We start from the raw sequence: 17,184 nt of genomic DNA, 5'->3' as shown, positions 1-17,184 counted from the left end.
ATGAAAAAATTTACCTTTATTGCTCAAGCTTGACAAATAACGGTACTATTATCAAAATTTTTCAACTTTTCTGAAAAATATGGCGAAATCTCGCACGATTTATATTTGTACAGCTTGCGCCGCCGAGTCTCCTCAATGGTTTGGAAAATGCCCCAATTGTGGCACTTATGGCACTCTAGAAGAACAGATGCTCTCTTCTAATAATAATCCCCTGACCAATCGAGGGGGTTGGCAGTCAAACACCCGTACTCATGGGAAAACCGAAGGCCCCGCACAACCTCGAATCTCTCAGCGTTTTTCCCAAATTACGCAACTTGAGCAAACACGCTTTAATTCAGGGTATATTGAGTTAGATCGAGTTTTAGGGGGCGGAATTGTCCCTGGTTCATTGGTTCTCATTGGGGGTGATCCGGGGATCGGAAAATCGACACTACTACTACAAGCAGCCCACCAACTCGCCCAACGTTTACCCAGAATTTTATATGTTTCTGCCGAAGAATCAGGGCAACAAATTAAATTACGCGCCCAACGTTTAGGAGTCGGAGTTGTCGAAGAAGAAACGAACGGTAATGGCAAAAAGAAACAGGCTACATTAGAAACGCAGAATATTGATCATCATCTTTATGTTTTACCCGAAACCGATTTAGAAGAAATCCTACGCGAACTCGAATCCCTCAAACCCCAAGTTGCCGTCATTGATAGTATCCAAACCCTTTATTTTGCAGCCCTCACTTCTGCCCCCGGTTCAGTTTCCCAAGTCAGAGAATGTACCTCAGCTTTGATGCAAGTCGCTAAACGGGAAAATATTACCTTATTTATTGTCGGTCATGTGACAAAAGAAGGGGCGATCGCAGGGCCTCGCGTTTTGGAACACTTAGTTGATACGGTACTCTATTTTGAGGGCGATCGTTATGCCTCCCATCGTTTATTACGTTCAGTAAAAAACCGTTTCGGGGCTACCCATGAAATCGGTATCTTTGAAATGGTCGACCATGGTTTAGTCGAAGTCACCAACCCTTCTGAGTTATTCTTAGGTAGTCGGGATGATGCTTCACCTGGTACCGCGACCATTGTAGCTTGTGAAGGTACACGCCCCATTGTTGTTGAATTACAAGCCTTAGTCAGTCCCACCAGTTACGCTTCGCCGCGTCGTTCCACTACAGGCGTTGATTATAGCCGTTTACAACAAATTCTCGCTGTTTTAGAAAAAAGAGTGGGCATTCCGCTTTCTAAACTTGATGCTTATGTCGCTTCTGCGGGGGGGTTGGGAGTGGAAGAACCCGCCGCCGATTTAGGGATTGCGATCGCAGTTGTAGCCAGTTTTCGGGATCGCGTGGTCGATCCCCGTACTGTTTTAATCGGGGAAGTCGGGTTAGGGGGACAAGTTCGCCTCGTTTCCCAGATGGAACTCCGTTTAAAAGAAGCCGCCAAACTGGGATTTAAAAGAGCGATCGTCCCCAAAGGACAAGTTTACCCCGATGATACGGGACTAGAGATCATCCCAGTGGGTAAAGTGATTGATGCGATTATTGCCGCCATTCCGCAACAACGTCCTTATAGTGAGGGAATGGCGTTAGATGAAGAAGATGAACAATCTTTTTCAGAAGATAATTAGCGAACGGGTAGAATTGAACGGGCTTTGCAACCTCGGTTGAGGAAGCCATCTAACCCCCAAGCTGAACACTCAATTGAATGGGTGGTCTCTGGTTCGGCTACAGTGGTGTAGTCGCAGGAAACATAGCCATTAGAATCTGTATCAACAGGTTGACAACTAACCCCATTGAGTTGTTGTCTCATGACGGAAGATACATAATTTCTGAGTTCTTTTTCTGCAAAGCTTTTTCCAAAAAGAGATTGTCCGACTGCTTTACCACTGGTCAATAAAACACCTGTTCCAACCAATAGTACCAGCACAAAGACAGTTGCAATTACATAAATTTTAAGGTTTTTCATAGAGATAATACCGTTACTAAAAAGTCGTCACCCGTGAATGAGAGATTGTTGGTCAACATTGTACAAGGTTTAGCCAAACCGATAGGACTTTTGAAAGTCCTAGTTTCTTCTATTCTACAAAGTCAGTCTTTTGACTCCCCATTTCTCAAACAAATTATTAATAATTGTAAAAAGGATTCCTCTTATACATCTTTTTGTTATGTTATTGCGACCTGAACAACGCACCAAGTTAGACGACACCACAGACGATTTATTTTATTCCTATCCTCGGTTTGTGACTCATGTTGATCAAGGATTTATCGATCAACTGACGAATCTCTATCGAGAAAGACTCAAACCTAATACTCGTATTTTAGACATGATGAGTAGTTGGGTGTCGCATCTTCCTGATGATGTAGTATTTGCTCATGTTGAGGGACACGGATTAAATGAGGAAGAATTGGCAAAAAATCCGCGTTTAAACCACTATATTATCCAAAATCTTAACAAAAATCCTCAGTTACCCTATCCAGACCAAAGTTTCGATGCTGTTTTGAATGCGGTTTCGGTGCAGTATATCCAGTATCCTGAAGCGATTTTTGCTGAAATTCACCGTATTTTAAAACCAGGTGGACTGGTTATTATAAGCTTTTCTAACCGAATGTTTTATCAAAAAGCGATCGCAGCATGGCGCGATGGAACCGAAACCAGTCGCGTAGAATTGGTTAAAAGCTATTTTCAGATGGTTCCTGGTTTTAGTGAACCCGAAGTAATTAACCGTACTTCAGTTGTTCCCAATATTCTCCAAATGTTAGGGATGGGGGGTGCTGATCCATTTTATGCGGTGATTGCTTATCGACAGGATTAATTCTAATTAGGGTTTGTCATCAAACCCTAAAATTTTTTGTAATAGCATATACTTTTTCCCACGTGTGACATCGGTCTAATTTAGTAAATAAGAGATCTATCTTTTATCGGGTTGTTTCTAGTAGAGCAGTTGTTAAGTTGTGTAAGAGAAGAAAAAATACTTCTTTGTCGTGTCAAAAAAACTGTTAAACCTCAAGGAAAATCTCATGACTTACACCGCTAATCCGACAACTCAGCAAGCTTTAGATCTCTTTCAAGGTTATGATGTCGATACACAACTTGCTTTACTCTGGTTTGGTTATTTAGACATTAAAGATGAACTTAATCCCGCACCTCCCACTTCCGTAGAAACGATGGGTAATACGCTTTATGATCAAATTAAAGTTTTATCCCCCGAAGAACAACTACAAGCGCAACGGGATATGCTTCAGGGTGCGGATAATGAAATCGGAAAAGCTTATCAGGCTTTTGATAGCAGTGCTAGAATGGAAAGCTGGTTATTAATAGCGCGTGGCATGGAAGAAGGAACGGTAATTCAAGTACCTGATGATTATAAATTACCTGACCAAACCCAAGAGTTTACCGATAAAATCAAACAGCTAGATTTCCAAGAACGGATCAACTTCATGCGTAGTGCAGTTGGTCAATAATCTGTTAAGTCTTGAATGAATAGGGTTAAAGAACAAATATTTACTTTAACCCTTTGTTATTATTCCCACAAACGACGACGAGATGCACCATTTAGACGCTGATGGGAATCAAAAAGTAAAGTAGGTATATCTAAATTTTCGGGACAACGCGGTAAACACTCACCACATTTTGTACAACGACTTCCTTTATTCCCCGCAAACCAATGACCCGCATTTTCAAACATTCGATAGCGATATTGAGCAAAATCAGTCATTTCATAACCTACAGCCAAATTTCGTAGCCGTAAAATCTCTGGAATATTAATCGCTTCAGGGCAGGGTAAACATTGATAACATTGATGGCATTGCTCACTCCCTAAAACGGTCTCCAGATGCGTTTCTAAGCTTTCTAGGATGGTCTTTTCTTCATTTGTGAGAGGGGAGACATTATCAGCCACTTGCAGGGGATCTAGGAGTTCTTTAGGGGTAGCAGGGCCGATGCTGAGGGTAGTAATACGACGATCGCTCAATAAAAACCGATAGTTAAATTCTAGCGGGGTTAAGGGGTCACATAATTTCAAGAGCGTTTCGGGAGGTGTATAAAGACGGCCTCCTTTATCCGCAGGTGAGATAATAAAAATTCCGAGATCTTTTTCTGATGCGAGTTCAATAGCGCGGTAGTTACGCTGCAAGAAATAATAGTAATGAAGATTAATAAATTCAAATAAGTCGGTTTCGAGAGTAGCAAGAATGAGATCCAAAGATCCGTGTGTCGAAAACCCGATATGATTGACTTTTCCTGCTTGTTTTGCTTGCTGTAATGCGTTTATACAGCCATTAGCGGATGTGATCCAACTCAAATGATCCCAAGTATTAATACCATGTAAAGCCAGACAATCAATATAATCTAAGTTAAGACGAGATAAAGATTCATCGATCCACTGGGTCATCTGTTTCGGATCAGCCGTTGGTGAAAGTTTCGTGGTGATATAATATTTTTCTCGTGGAATCGATAAATTTTTTAAGCTAGTTCCTAGATAATCTTCACTTTTGCCGTATCCTTTTGCAGTTTCAAAATGATTAATTTCAAGTGCGATCGCTTGTGCTAAAGTTTCCTCAAAAATAGACTGAGACTCTAAACAGCGCATCGTTCCTAAAGAAAAAACCGATAACTGTAAATTCGTTTTGCCAAACCGTCGATATTGCATTTTAACCGTTTTCTGGGTTAAACTTGGCTCGTTTAATCAGTTCTTCTGGGCTAAGATTGGAGACAAAATCACGAAACGCTTTTCGTTCCTCTTCATCTGCGTCTCTATCTACTGGTATTGAAGCATCAGCTATTACTTCTTCCATCACCCATATTGCGCTGTCGGTTCGTAAAGCAATGGCGATCGCATCACTGGGACGACAGTCAATTTCTTTTTTAGTTTCACCTTGAGCTAAACATAATACCGCATAAAATGTATTATCTTGTAATGAATGAATAATAATTTTTTCGAGTTTCATGCCCCAAACTTCAAAAAAATTAACCATCAAATCATGAGTTAAAGGGCGAGGGGGTTTCTGTTGCTCTAATGCCCCTATAATTGCTTTAGCTTGATCTTGTCCAATATAGATCGGTAAAGCACGGCGATCAGTTCCATCTTTAAGTAAAACAATTGGACTACGAGTCATCGCGTCTAAAGCAATTCCAGCAACTTTCATTTCGATCATACAGCCTCTCTTTGTTGGATCAGCACCAAGGGAATAGAAGGAACAAGGAGACAATTAGCGGCGACCATTGAAGACTATCCTAGCAGTCTAAGAAGACTCTGTGAGGATCGGTTCACAGATACGCTACACTCACAGTATGCCCTAGGATTAGAGAAATCTTCAAAGAACTTCAGAAAAAATCTATCTTGTTCTAGAAGGTCGGGTCACTCTATACTATTTTCTCAGAAAAAAATCGTGTTTACAGGATTAATTCAAGCGACTGGAAAACTTAAACCCTTTGAACAAGATCGATTTATGGTACTGATCGCTGAAACGGCACACTCTATTATACTATCCGATTTAGCGATCGGTGATAGTGTGGCAGTCGATGGAGTGTGTTTAACCGTAGAAGAAATTTTACTCGATGGGTTTATTGCGACTGCTTCACCCGAAACCCTATCGCGGACAACTTTAGAAAAACGTCTAGAGAGCGCAGAATCGGTTAATGTAGAAACATCTTTACGAGTTGGGAGTAAAATAGGGGGTCATTTTGTCACGGGTCATGTTGATGGAGTAGGATCGCTATTAGAATCTTTTTCGACTGAAACATCTTGGGAAATGATTTTTACTGCACCATCAACATTAACTGAAGAATGGGAAAAATTTATTGCTCGTTATATTGTCTCAAAAGGAAGTATTGCAGTTAATGGAATTAGTTTAACCGTTGCTGATTGTGACCAATACGGAAATTGGTTTAAAGTTTCTGTTATTCCCCATACATATCAAGAAACGAATTTATCGTCACTTAAAACAGGTGATTGGGTTAATTTAGAAGGGGATATATTAGGTAAATATGTCGAAAAATTAATCAGAAGTCCATCTCATTCAGAAGATGTTAGTCTAGGTTTTCTCGCTGAACATGGTTATCTTTAATTGGTTTCTTTTTTCTTTGATTGATTTGAGATTTCAAGAGTCGAAGTTGATAAGAATCAGCATCTTTACGCCAATACAGTTTATAGTTTTTAATCATGGCACAGTGAGACTCTAGACAATTTAACCATTCTTTTTGATGACTAATGGCTTTTAAATCATCCAACAGTCCCCAGTCTCGTTCTTGTTGAGTTAACTTAGCAAACTTTTCATAATTGGGATAGTCTGGAGAAACTAAGCAATCTTTTTCATGTAAAATCGGTGGATTCTCATCATCATAGTAATCTCGATAACGGACTTGTAAACTTTTTAAATCAATTTCCATACTGGTTTGTAAAGTCGGATGAGGATTTAAATCAAAATCAGGATAATAAAGATAAGTAATTTTAGCTTGACGGAAAGATAATTTAATAATATTTGCCTTTTCTAATCGTCCAATCGTTTCACTCGCGCATCCTTCATATAATCTGAGTAAAGTCGGAAGAGTTTCTAAAGCACTAATATGAATGATTAATGAGTTTTTAAATTTTTTACCTATAGAAATTGCAGTACACAAATCAGAAAGTTTCTTCAAATCCCGCAAACTCGCTAACATGAGATCTGCCATCAAGCAAAGTTGCTGATATCCTCCAAATAAGGCTTTAATATCTTCTTTTCGTATTAAATCTAAATCTTTTGCTTGAGGACGATCACTAAATTTACTTAAAGCAAAATATAATAATAAATCTTGACGACGTTTTTCGGAAATAATTTCCCAATCTTCGGGTTGTGTGACTTGTGAGATGACTTGAAAAGCACGTTTAAAACCACCAAATTCTGCTTTTAGTTCTAACTCATTTTCTAATTCACCTGAAACGGGTAAACGTCCTCGTTCGGTATAAAAATTCATTAAAGGTTTAAGTAAATCTTCATAATCTTCAAAACGTTTGAGTAATATTTTAACTTTAGGAGTTGTCGCACGAGAACGAAAACGAGACAGACGAAACGCTTCAGCTTGTGTCAAATCACGGAATACAAAATAAATTCCTAATGCAACGGGTATCGAATCTACATTTAAAACCTGATCGATATATACTTTCAATTCTTCCTGTTCGTAATATTTTTGAAACGTATTTCGACGGGTAATAATTCCATCACCATAAGCGACCAAACCCTGATTACTATCATTAATTAAAACTTGTGCTGAAACAATTAAAACTCTTTGGGTTAATTCCCATGCTTTGATTAAAGCTTCGCGTCGTTCTTTAGAATCTTCAATAACATTAATCACATAACCTATATTAACAACATCTGCGGGAAGACAATTACTATTAGAACAATAATAAGGATCCCATCCCGAACTTTGATAACCTTGTTGGGAAATGTGTTCGATATCTCCCCCATATCCACAACCATAATCAAAAAAAGTGGTATGTTCTGAAAATAACCCTGACTCTAATGCTAAACGAACAGGACGTGATAGACTTTTACGAAAAATTGCTGCTTTGTGGCGATCAATAATCACCGATCGATTATACTGAAGATTAAGGGGACAAACTAAATAATGCCCTAATAACGCAATACCTAAACGTTTAAGACGGTATTCCCATTCTTGGCGGGTTCCAATCATGCGAGACTGTTCTAAAAGTCCTAATGTAACTTCTAAACGAGTTAAATGGGCAAATTCTGGATACAAAGGATAGTCAGGTGTGACAAAGGTTTCTTTACGATGCAAAATAGGTGGGTTATCGGATGCTTGATAGTTCCATTCTTTATAGTCTAGAGTGTTGAGATCAACAACAATACTCAGCGTTAAACTAGGATGAGGGTCTTGATCGAAGTCTGGGTAGAATAAATAAGAGATATTGGGTTTATCTAAACTAAATTTGACGAGAGTGGCTTTTTGCGTGATTTCTGTAACTCTCCCGCGACGCTCATATTCTTGTAAGATAGGGTCGAGAGACGTTAAAGCGCAAGTGTGGACATAGAAAGCATTGGGTAAAAGTTTTCCTACAGAACTTCTTTGACAACAGTTGAGGATAACATCTAAAGAGGGAATGCTGTCAGTCATGATAGTCACTTTCATGCAAGATTATCCAGCAATTGTAGAAAAAAAATGATTTTGTGAACATCCTCAGTTTGATTATGTCTTCTTGTATCGTTGATGGAATCAAGATTTTAGATTTTTTAAGTTTTATTAAATATTAGCTTTCTTTTTCTGTTATTGTTGATAAAATTTCATTCCATTTAAGTTTATGGATAGATTGAAGTTCTTGATCGATTTCAATTAATGATGAATATTGTTCGATAAACATTTCTGGTGAGTGAAGTAATCTAAGATAATAACTAAGAGTAGGTATGACTCCATTGATAATAATTTGACAGCCATGACTATTTTTTATACTCTGAATTTCATCATCAATTTTTTTACTGTCTACTTGATTAATATTAGCTGTTGTAAATATACAATATCTTCTTGGATTAAATTTAATAATTTTATCTTTGGCAATTAATAAAATTTGTAAGTCTATCGGCTTATTATGTTTAATTTCTAAAACTTCTATAAGTTTCTTATTTTTATCTAAGATTTCAAGATCGCCTGCACTTCTAGATGTTCTATCAGATGCAGTATGGCTTCCCAGTGGTTTCAATGTACATGATTTATATCTTTCTATTTCTTCTATTAAACGCTGATAAATTGCATAAAAAGCTAAAACAGGTAATTTAGAAGCACCATGAGTTTTATAATTAAAGTTAAAGTGATATTCTAAAGCATTTATTATTGTTTTGATATCTAGCTTTTCAGAGTTATCAAGTTTAGTGGTTTTTATCACATCAGCTTCAGTAATTTTCTTAACATCATAGAAAATACATTTTACAATATTTTCAGTTTGTTGTGGATTTCTTTCAATAAAATCAATGATTTCTAAAAAAGCTTTTTTAACTTTTTGATTACTAATTTTCCCATTATAATCCAGAGTGTATGGATAAGGCTGTTCAAGTGAACGAGTCAACCAGCCACTTTCAGCCATTGCAGGAAGTCCTAATTCTTTTAAAGTTGGAGTTATATATTTAGTATCAATTGTTCTACCTGAAAAGCCTTTTGACATTTCTGCTTGATGATATCTGATATCTTGTTTTGGCTCAAGAATTTTATGAACCAGTAAAGTAATTAAAACTGTATATACGCCTTTTTGTTTAAAACAATTTTGAGCAATATCAGCAATATATAGGAGATATTCATTTGGTAGTAATGCTTGTACGTTTTCAATATTTGCTGTATTATCGTAGATTTCTAAAAGTTTTTCTTTATGATTCATACAGTTAATTTGTGGTAATTCTAATTGTATTGTTGTGGGTAAGTTGAACTGAATAGTTTGCTTTTCGTTAAATTTGTCTAGAATTTGGAATTTAATTTGTCTTGCAATTTCTTTTATTTTAGGAATACAAACAGAATTCCCGATCTGTTTATAAGCTTCCGCTAAATTAGAATGAATTTTATAATCATGAGGAAATCCCATTAAACGATAACATTCTTTAATTGTTAATTTCCGTACAGTATTTTCTTGAGGTAAATAAATAAAAAATCTTCCTGAAGTTTCTTGAGACGGTATTGTCGGATGCACACCATCAACAGAGTAAATTCTATTAGGTTGATGATGAACTCTAGAAAGATGTTCAGTATTAGGTCTAATTCCTTTTTTCCAAATATTTTTATTACGATAACCAACAAAAATTAATCCTGAATCTTGCTGTTTAGGATTTTCGATCATTGTATATTCACTTGGTTGTAGATATTCAAATTCACTTGTGTTATCTAAAAAGTCTTTTAAAATTGGTGTAGGTTTGATTGTTCTAATAAGACTAAAATCAAATTTTTTATTTTTACTACCGATAATAATAATTCTTTCTCGGTTTTGTGGAACACCAAAATCTTTAGCATTCAATAATTTGTAATCTACTAAATATCCTAAATCCTCTAATGAGTAGAGTATTGTATCTAATGTTCTACCTCGATCGTGATGAATTAAATGTTTAACATTTTCTAAAACAATAACATTAGGTTGTTTAGCTGCTATAATTTCACAAATATGAAAAAATAAAGTACCTCTTGTATCCAGAAAGCCATGCCGTTTTCCCGATATACTAAAAGGTTGACACGGAAAACCTGCGGTTAAAACATCAAATGAAGGAATTTTATCTATATCAATTTTTGTAATATTGTCTTTGGGTATTTCTCCAAAGTTTTCCAAATAAACTTTCTGACAAGCTTCGTTAATTTCACATGAATAAACACATTGATAATTTGCTTGTTCAAAAGCTAATCTAAAACCTCCAATACCCGCAAATAAATCAATAAATTTGTAAGGATAATTTTTCACATGAGAAAGAATAAGAATTGCTATTCTATTATATAACTATTAAATTCTATTAAAAACAAAAGAGACGTTCAACATGAAACGCCTCTTTAAACAATCAAAAATGTCAAGGAATTACTTTTTTGAAACTTGAGCAGTAACAGCAGGAGATTGTAACATAGGGGTACTGGTTACCGAATCTGTGGCTAGAGTAAACAGAGGATTTGATAAGATTCCTGCTAAAGATGTGGCGACTAGAGTAATCATCATTCCAACTTGTATCGGACGCATTCCCGATAATTTCCAGTTAATCGCAGGATAGTTTTTAACCGATTCTGACATCTCTTGAGGTTCTTTAACAACCATCATTTTGACAACACGAATATAGTAGTAAATCGAAATAACACTGGTGACTAATCCGATTAAAACTAAACTGTATAAACCCGCTTGCCAACCTGCCCAGAAAATGTAGATTTTACCGAAAAATCCAGCGAGGGGAGGAATACCACCCAGGGACAAAAGGCAAATACTTAAACACAGGGTTAGGAATGGATCTTTTTGATATAATCCAGCATATTCGGCTATTTGATCAGTTCCTGTGCGTAGGGAGAACAGAATAACACTGATGAATGCTCCTAAGTTCATAAACAGGTAAATTAGTAGATAAAAAATCATACTCGAATAACCTGCATCTGTTCCCGCAATTAAACCAATCATCACAAAGCCCGCTTGTCCAATCGAAGAATAAGCTAACATCCGTTTCATGCTAGTTTGGGCTAAAGCAACTACATTCCCCAGTACCATACTAAGAATAGCTAAAGCAGTAAAAATAAACTGCCATTCTTTCGTTTCTAGGGCAAACGCGGTGACTAATAAACGAATGGCTAACGCGAAACCTGCTGCTTTTGAACCAACCGAAAGAAAAGCCACTACTGGAGTTGGAGAACCTTCATAAACGTCGGGTGTCCACTGGTGGAAAGGAACCGCAGAAATTTTAAAAGCAATTCCCGCAATAACAAAAACGAGAGAAATGGCTAAACCTAATGATTCTTTACTGCTTAAATCGGTAATTTGTGCAGCAATACCGTTTAAAGTGGTTTCACCAGCCGATAAACCATACAGTAGAGATATACCATAAAGGAAAATCGCGGAACTAGATGCCCCAATCAGTAAATATTTTAAGGCAGCTTCATTAGAACGAGGATCACGTTTCATGTATCCCGTCATCAAATAAGACGAAATACTCAACATTTCTAAAGAAACAAAAATCATTACTAATTCGTTTGCCGCAGAAAGGAACATCCCCCCTAAAGTAGCCGTTAGCATAATGGCAATAAATTCGGCTAGAGAGGTTCCAGACTGTTCGACATAGCGAACCGACATTAAAATCGTTACCGTCGTTGAGAGGGCAATAATAGCGCGAAAGACAATGCTGAGATTATCGCCATTAAAAGCCCCTAAAAACGAGATGGGATTGGGATTATCCCAAGCATAACAGAGGGAAACAACGGAAGCGAGTAACCCTGCGATCGCAGCATAAGGCAGCCAACGTGATGCACTACGCCCTGAAATCAGATCCCCGAGCAGAATGACCATCAAAGTTAAAGTCACAATTATTTCGGGGATAATTGTTCCTACATTTAACTGAGACGCAACAACACTAGAAAAATCCATAAGGCTCAATAAAAATTTACTAAGTATTTTAGAAGAGGACACGGTACACCCGTCATTCGTGGCGTACCAATCAAGCCGTAAAGTCTCAGGTTTTGATTATTCCAGTCGATCCTAACCTATTGACTCAAAAAAATTCTGCCAATTTTGTTTGACAACGACTACAATCAAAAAATTGTGAGGCTATTTTTAAACCTCCTCATCTTAAAAAACCGTTACAAAAGATTGTACCTTGGATTGTTTCTCTTCCCTTTATGTCGGTATCTATAGTAGTAATAGAGTTATAGCAGGTCTTTAATAAGTAGTAGCCCATGTCCAAGCTGGTTATCGTCGAATCACCAACCAAAGCCCGTACCATTAGTAATTATTTGCCCTCAGATTACCGAGTTCAGGCATCAATGGGACACGTCCGAGATCTTCCCGCGTCTGCCGAAGAAGTCCCCTCAGCCTATAAAGATAAACCCTGGGCTAATCTGGGTGTTAATGTCAACGATCATTTTGATCCACTCTACGTGATTCCCAAATCGAAGCAAAAAATCGTTAAAGAACTCAAAGAAGCCCTAAAAGGCGCGGATGAAGTGATTCTGGCGACAGACGAAGACCGCGAAGGAGAAAGCATAAGTTGGCATTTATTACAACTACTAAACCCCAAAGTCCCAATCAAACGAATGGTCTTTCATGAGATCACCCGCGAAGCCATTCAAGCCGCTTTGAAGAATTGCCGTAAGATCGACGAAAATCTGGTACACGCCCAAGAAACTCGCCGTATTCTAGATCGTTTGGTGGGTTATACTCTATCGCCTCTGCTTTGGAAAAAAATCTCTTGGGGCTTATCCGCAGGTCGTGTTCAGTCAGTCGCCGTTCGTCTGATCGTGCAACGAGAACGGGAAAGACGCGCCTTTAAAGAGGCAAAATACTGGGATTTGAAGGCACTTTTAGAAAAAGAAAAAAATGGGTTTGAATCGCGTTTGGTGACTCTGGGGGGCAAAAAAGTCGCTACAGGAAGTGATTTTGAGCCGACGACGGGGCAAATTATTAAAGGGCGTAATGTTGTTGTTTTGAATGAAGCCGATGCGATCGCTCTTAAAGAACGCATTCAAAATAAAACGTGGAAAGTGACCCAAGTTGAAGAAAAACCCGTCACTCGCAAACCTGCCCCACCTTTTACCACTTCGACGTTACAACAGGAATCAAACCGCAAAATAGGACTCTCGGCGCGGGATACCATGCGAGTTGCTCAGAGTTTGTATGAACAGGGTTACATTACCTATATGCGTACCGACTCGGTTCATCTGTCTGATCAGGCGATCGCGGCCGCCCGTTCTTGTGTAGCACAAATGTATGGAAAAGAGTATCTCAGTCCGAAACCGCGTCAATACACCACCAAAGCAAAAGGCGCACAAGAAGCCCACGAAGCCATTCGCCCCTCTGGAAATGAGTTTCGTTTACCCAGAGAAACGGGACTATCTGGCAATGAATTTGCTTTGTATGACCTCATTTGGAAACGTACTGTAGCCTCTCAGATGGCTGAAGCGCGTCTAACTCAAGTCGTGGTTAATATACAAGTAGAAGATGCGGGTTTTCGTTCTTCGGGTCAAAAAATCGATTTTGCTGGCTTTTTCCGCGCTTATGTGGAAGGGTTAGATGATCCTGATGCCGCATTAGACGATCGTGAGGTAATTTTACCCGATCTGAAAGTCGGTGACACCCCTAAATGTAAAAAACTGAATGTCATCGAACACGAAACCCAACCACCCGCCCGTTATAGTGAAGCATCTTTAGTCAAAACTTTAGAAAGCGAAGGAATTGGCCGACCGAGTACTTATGCGAGTATTATTAGTACGATTATTGATCGCGGTTATGTTCAGATGCGGAATAAAATTTTGATTCCCACCTTTACCGCATTTGCTGTCGTTAGCTTATTAGAGGAACATTTTCCCGATTTAGTTGATACCAGTTTTACCTCTAAAATGGAACAAACCTTAGATGAAATTGCTACTGGTGAGGCGAAATGGTTACCCTATCTAGAAACTTTTTATTTAGGGGAAAAAGGACTAGAAAATCAGGTTAAAGTCAGAGAAAGCCAGATCGATCCCAGTACCGCTAAGGCAATTAATCTAGAAAACTTAAATGCGATCGTAAAAATTGGTAAATTTGGCCCCTATATCGAAGTACAACTAGGGGAAGATACGATTACCGCATCAATTCCAGCTGACTTAACTCCATCTGACTTAAACCCCGAACAAGTCGAAGTCCTCCTCAAACAAAAAACCGAAGGCCCCGAACAATTAGGTATTCATCCTGAAACTGGAGAACCGATATTTGTTCTTATAGGAACCTATGGCCCCTATGTTCAACTTGGGGAAGTCACTGAAGAAAACAAAAAACCAAAACGCGCTTCTTTACCCAAAGGCACAAAACCTGAAGAACTCACCCTAGATACTGCTGTTGGGTTACTCTCTCTCCCTCGTACACTAGGAAAACATCCCGCTACCGATGGCAAAATTCAAGCCAGTTTAGGACGTTTCGGCCCCTATGTGGTTCACGACCAGGGTAAAGTCGGCAAAGAATATCGTTCTATTAAAGCAGGTGATGATGTTCTAACCATTACTCTAGAACGAGCCTTACAATTATTAGCGGAACCGAAATCAACACGAGGACGCGGCAAAACCAGTACAAAAGAACCACTTAAAGAACTGGGTTTACATCCCGAAGACAATGAACCAGTCAATATCTATAGTGGGCCCTATGGTGCATATATCAAACATGGCAAAACCAACGCCAAAATGCCAGAAGGAGAAACACTAGAAACTATCAACCTAGATAAAGCTTTAGATGCTTTATCTACTAAAGCATCTAACAAAAAAACTACGACCAAAACAACCACTAAAGCGACAACCGCTAAAAAAACAACCACCGCTAAAAAGACAACTTCTACTCGAACCACTCGAAAAAAAGCTTAGGGTGCTAATGATATTTGTTGCATTTGTCCCAATAATTGATCGTAACTGGTGGCAGGTTCTAAACAAGACAAGCCAGAACATACTAAACCTGTGTAATGATTGGGTAAGGAAGCATCAACTCGATAAACAGTTGTCGGAAAATACTGCGGTACCAGACGTTTTAAGGTTTCTGCTGTAGAACGGACACACTTTCCATAACGATACCAGTCTAAGGCGACAAACAAACTTGGACAAGCTTGGGGTGATTGGGCTAAAATTGCTCCAAAAGCCGTTAAAGCTTGTTCAGCCCGTTCTAAATACTCCAAATTGTCGGTTAATCTGGCTAAACGGACTAAATTCGCTACCGCTACCCCATTGGCTGAAGGTGTAGCATTATCAATATAACTTCTTTCCCTAACAATTAAGTCTTGACTATTGTTCGATGATGTGTTGTAGTAACCAGCCATTTCCAATGACCAAAATAAATCATCAAATTCTTGCTGAATTCTCATCGCGTGTTCTAACCACAAGGTTTCAGAAGGATTCGCTGCCTGTAAATCGAGTAATGCTTTAATGAAAAAAGCATAATCTTCCGACTGTGCTAACACCGATGCTTCTCCTTCGTAATTGAGACGCATTAAACGCCCTGCCACCCATTGATGATCTAAAATAAATTGTGCTGCATTAGTGGCTAAACTCCAAGCTAAAATATCATCAAAAACTCCATAAGCCCGCGCTAAACCTGAAATCATCAGGCTATTCCAAGCTACGATCATTTTAGTATCGGTGACTGCGGGGATACGCCCTGGCCATTCTACGGTTTTAGCTTCTTCATTATTTCTTGCAGGTGGAAAATGAACGGTTTGATGTAATGAAACACCATAACGAACCGTAAATAATTTATCTAATGCACTTTCAACCGCTTCTGATAGTTTCCCTTCTTGACGACGCTGTAAAACATTTTTCCCATCAAAGTTCCCTTGAGGACTTATTGTAAAGTTTTCTTTGAGTAACGCAAATTCCGTATCATCTAAAATCTGTTCTAACTCTTCGTATGACCACACATAAAACGCCCCTTCATCGGGTTCTAACGCGCTAGGATTAACAAAACTATCTGCGTCTTGTGCTGCATAGAAATAGCCTTCAGGTGCCGTCATCTCCCGTTGTAACCATTGTATTGTAGTTACGATCGCTCTCTTAAATGCGGGCTCCTCTTTGCCACTACTCCACAAATTAGCCAAATACTCGACGATTTGACCATTGTCGTACAACATCTTTTCAAAATGGGGAACTGTCCACGTTGCATCGACGGTATAACGGTGAAAACCACCTCCAACATGATCAAAAATCCCCCCTAATACTAAATCTTCCCCTCTTTGAGTAGCGGTAGTGGTTGCATCGTAGCGAGATTGAAACTCAAAGCGACTCCCTTGAAGGGTTAATGCAGCGTAGGGAATCATCGGAAAACTGGGATTATTAAAATTGTTAGCACTCGTACTAATCACACCCGTATTAATTTCTATACCACGAAATAATAATTCATCTGCCGATAAATTTGCTTCACTAAGGGGTAAGATCGTCGATTGTTGGAGAATTTCTAGAATATCTTGTTTAAACTGATTGAGCTTTTCTTTTTCCTCATCATAGAAACGACGCACCGATTGTAACACCTGTAGAAAACCAGGACGACCTAAACGCGGTTCAACAGGAAAATAAGTCCCCCCATAGAACGGTACTAAATCATCGGGTGTCAGGAAAATATTAAGCGGCCAACCCCCTTGACCGATCATCGTTTGTAGTGCTTGCATATAAATACTATCGATGTCGGGTCGTTCTTCTCGATCGACTTTAATCGGGAGAAAATGACGATTTAAGTATTCTGCGATCGTACTATCCGAAAACGCCTCACCTTCCATCACCGTACACCAGTGACAGCTAGAATAACCAATCGAAAGGAAAATCGGTTTATTGTCCTGTTTTGCCCTAAGAAGTGCTTCAGGACACCAATACCACCAATCAATCGGGTTATTTGCGTGTTTACGGAGATATAAGCTTTGAGATTGAGCGAGACGATTCGACATAATCTTAAATTTAATCTTCTTTGTTTGTCAGTGTACCTTGTCGATCAACTAAAATAACCTATCACAAAGTATAAAAAAACAACGCTATGATGATTAAGGACTA

The 17,184-nt window shown here is 38.6% G+C and carries 12 protein-coding genes; 5 read left to right on the top strand and 7 right to left on the bottom strand.

Features of this window, described 5'->3' with window-relative positions:
* The first annotated feature begins 79 nt into the window (after nucleotides 1–79).
* Nucleotides 80–1,615 carry a DNA repair protein RadA gene (gene radA, locus CFPU101_RS09715; protein ID WP_206815160.1) on the top strand — a complete coding sequence of 512 codons (1,536 nt, stop codon included), beginning with the start codon at nucleotides 80–82 and terminating at the stop codon, nucleotides 1,613–1,615.
* Here radA and CFPU101_RS09710 read toward each other — a convergent pair.
* Nucleotides 1,612–1,953, bottom strand: a complete 342-nt coding sequence (locus CFPU101_RS09710; RefSeq protein ID WP_206815159.1) for a hypothetical protein — start codon at nucleotides 1,951–1,953, stop codon at nucleotides 1,612–1,614. The two genes, radA and CFPU101_RS09710, sit on opposite strands and share 4 nt — an antisense overlap.
* A gap of 199 nt (nucleotides 1,954–2,152) precedes the next feature.
* Between CFPU101_RS09710 and CFPU101_RS09705 the strand changes: the two genes are divergently transcribed.
* Nucleotides 2,153–2,800 (top strand): class I SAM-dependent methyltransferase, encoded by a 648-nt coding sequence (locus CFPU101_RS09705; RefSeq protein ID WP_206815158.1) that lies wholly within the window; start codon nucleotides 2,153–2,155, stop codon nucleotides 2,798–2,800.
* A gap of 205 nt (nucleotides 2,801–3,005) precedes the next feature.
* Nucleotides 3,006–3,449 carry an orange carotenoid protein N-terminal domain-containing protein gene (locus CFPU101_RS09700; RefSeq protein WP_206815157.1) on the top strand — a complete coding sequence of 148 codons (444 nt, stop codon included), beginning with the start codon at nucleotides 3,006–3,008 and terminating at the stop codon, nucleotides 3,447–3,449.
* 59 nt (nucleotides 3,450–3,508) lie between these two features.
* Here CFPU101_RS09700 and CFPU101_RS09695 read toward each other — a convergent pair whose 3' ends face one another.
* Together CFPU101_RS09695 and CFPU101_RS09690 are read right to left on the bottom strand one after the other, a co-directional pair.
* Nucleotides 3,509–4,636: an aldo/keto reductase gene (locus CFPU101_RS09695; protein ID WP_206815156.1), complete on the bottom strand. Its 1,128-nt coding sequence runs from the start codon at nucleotides 4,634–4,636 to the stop codon at nucleotides 3,509–3,511.
* 1 nt (nucleotide 4,637) lies between these two features.
* Complete coding sequence (locus tag CFPU101_RS09690; protein WP_206815155.1) at nucleotides 4,638–5,141, bottom strand: bifunctional nuclease family protein; 504 nt, start codon at nucleotides 5,139–5,141, stop codon at nucleotides 4,638–4,640.
* A gap of 234 nt (nucleotides 5,142–5,375) precedes the next feature.
* Here CFPU101_RS09690 and CFPU101_RS09685 point away from each other — a divergent pair, with 234 nt between their 5' ends.
* The gene (locus CFPU101_RS09685; RefSeq protein ID WP_206815154.1) at nucleotides 5,376–6,053 is read left to right on the top strand and encodes a riboflavin synthase; all 678 of its coding nucleotides are present in this window, start codon (nucleotides 5,376–5,378) and stop codon (nucleotides 6,051–6,053) included.
* Here the strand turns inward: CFPU101_RS09685 and CFPU101_RS09680 are convergent.
* From CFPU101_RS09680 to CFPU101_RS09670, 3 genes are all read right to left on the bottom strand, one after another.
* Entirely contained in the window at nucleotides 6,016–8,100 is a 2,085-nt protein-coding gene (locus tag CFPU101_RS09680; RefSeq protein ID WP_206815153.1) for a DNA phosphorothioation-associated putative methyltransferase, read from the bottom strand. The two genes, CFPU101_RS09685 and CFPU101_RS09680, sit on opposite strands and share 38 nt — an antisense overlap.
* Nucleotides 8,101–8,233: 133 nt before the next feature.
* On the bottom strand, nucleotides 8,234–10,411 hold the full coding sequence (locus tag CFPU101_RS09675; protein WP_206815152.1) for a DNA cytosine methyltransferase: 2,178 nt from the start codon (nucleotides 10,409–10,411) through the stop codon (nucleotides 8,234–8,236).
* A 111-nt stretch (nucleotides 10,412–10,522) separates the two neighbouring features.
* Nucleotides 10,523–12,061, bottom strand: coding sequence for an NAD(P)H-quinone oxidoreductase subunit N (locus CFPU101_RS09670; RefSeq protein WP_206815151.1), 1,539 nt, complete (start codon nucleotides 12,059–12,061; stop codon nucleotides 10,523–10,525).
* 308 nt (nucleotides 12,062–12,369) lie between these two features.
* On the opposite strand from CFPU101_RS09670, the gene topA reads away from it, so the two are divergent.
* Complete coding sequence (gene topA, locus CFPU101_RS09665) at nucleotides 12,370–15,021, top strand: type I DNA topoisomerase (RefSeq protein WP_206815150.1); 2,652 nt, start codon at nucleotides 12,370–12,372, stop codon at nucleotides 15,019–15,021.
* Here the strand turns inward: topA and CFPU101_RS09660 are convergent.
* Entirely contained in the window at nucleotides 15,018–17,081 is a 2,064-nt protein-coding gene (locus tag CFPU101_RS09660) for a thioredoxin domain-containing protein (RefSeq protein ID WP_206815149.1), read from the bottom strand. The two genes, topA and CFPU101_RS09660, sit on opposite strands and share 4 nt — an antisense overlap.
* Nucleotides 17,082–17,184: the final 103 nt, after the last annotated feature.

The organism is Chroococcus sp. FPU101, assembly GCF_017312365.1.
GTDB lineage: Bacteria > Cyanobacteriota > Cyanobacteriia > Cyanobacteriales > Microcystaceae > Chroococcus.
The sequence above is the reverse complement of the archived record's forward strand: the minus strand, read 5'-3'. Positions and strand labels throughout refer to the sequence as shown.

What these genes read in the sequence shown, in the direction of transcription:
- radA (WP_206815160.1), top strand. Translation starts at nt 80, where the DNA reads ATGGCGAAATCTCGCACGATTTATATTTGTACAGCTTGCGCCGCCGAG.
- CFPU101_RS09710 (WP_206815159.1), bottom strand. Translation starts at nt 1,953, where the DNA reads ATGAAAAACCTTAAAATTTATGTAATTGCAACTGTCTTTGTGCTGGTA.
- CFPU101_RS09705 (WP_206815158.1), top strand. Translation starts at nt 2,153, where the DNA reads ATGTTATTGCGACCTGAACAACGCACCAAGTTAGACGACACCACAGAC.
- CFPU101_RS09700 (WP_206815157.1), top strand. Translation starts at nt 3,006, where the DNA reads ATGACTTACACCGCTAATCCGACAACTCAGCAAGCTTTAGATCTCTTT.
- CFPU101_RS09695 (WP_206815156.1), bottom strand. Translation starts at nt 4,636, where the DNA reads ATGCAATATCGACGGTTTGGCAAAACGAATTTACAGTTATCGGTTTTT.
- CFPU101_RS09690 (WP_206815155.1), bottom strand. Translation starts at nt 5,141, where the DNA reads ATGATCGAAATGAAAGTTGCTGGAATTGCTTTAGACGCGATGACTCGT.
- CFPU101_RS09680 (WP_206815153.1), bottom strand. Translation starts at nt 8,100, where the DNA reads ATGACTGACAGCATTCCCTCTTTAGATGTTATCCTCAACTGTTGTCAA.
- CFPU101_RS09670 (WP_206815151.1), bottom strand. Translation starts at nt 12,061, where the DNA reads ATGGATTTTTCTAGTGTTGTTGCGTCTCAGTTAAATGTAGGAACAATT.
- topA (WP_206815150.1), top strand. Translation starts at nt 12,370, where the DNA reads ATGTCCAAGCTGGTTATCGTCGAATCACCAACCAAAGCCCGTACCATT.
- CFPU101_RS09660 (WP_206815149.1), bottom strand. Translation starts at nt 17,081, where the DNA reads ATGTCGAATCGTCTCGCTCAATCTCAAAGCTTATATCTCCGTAAACAC.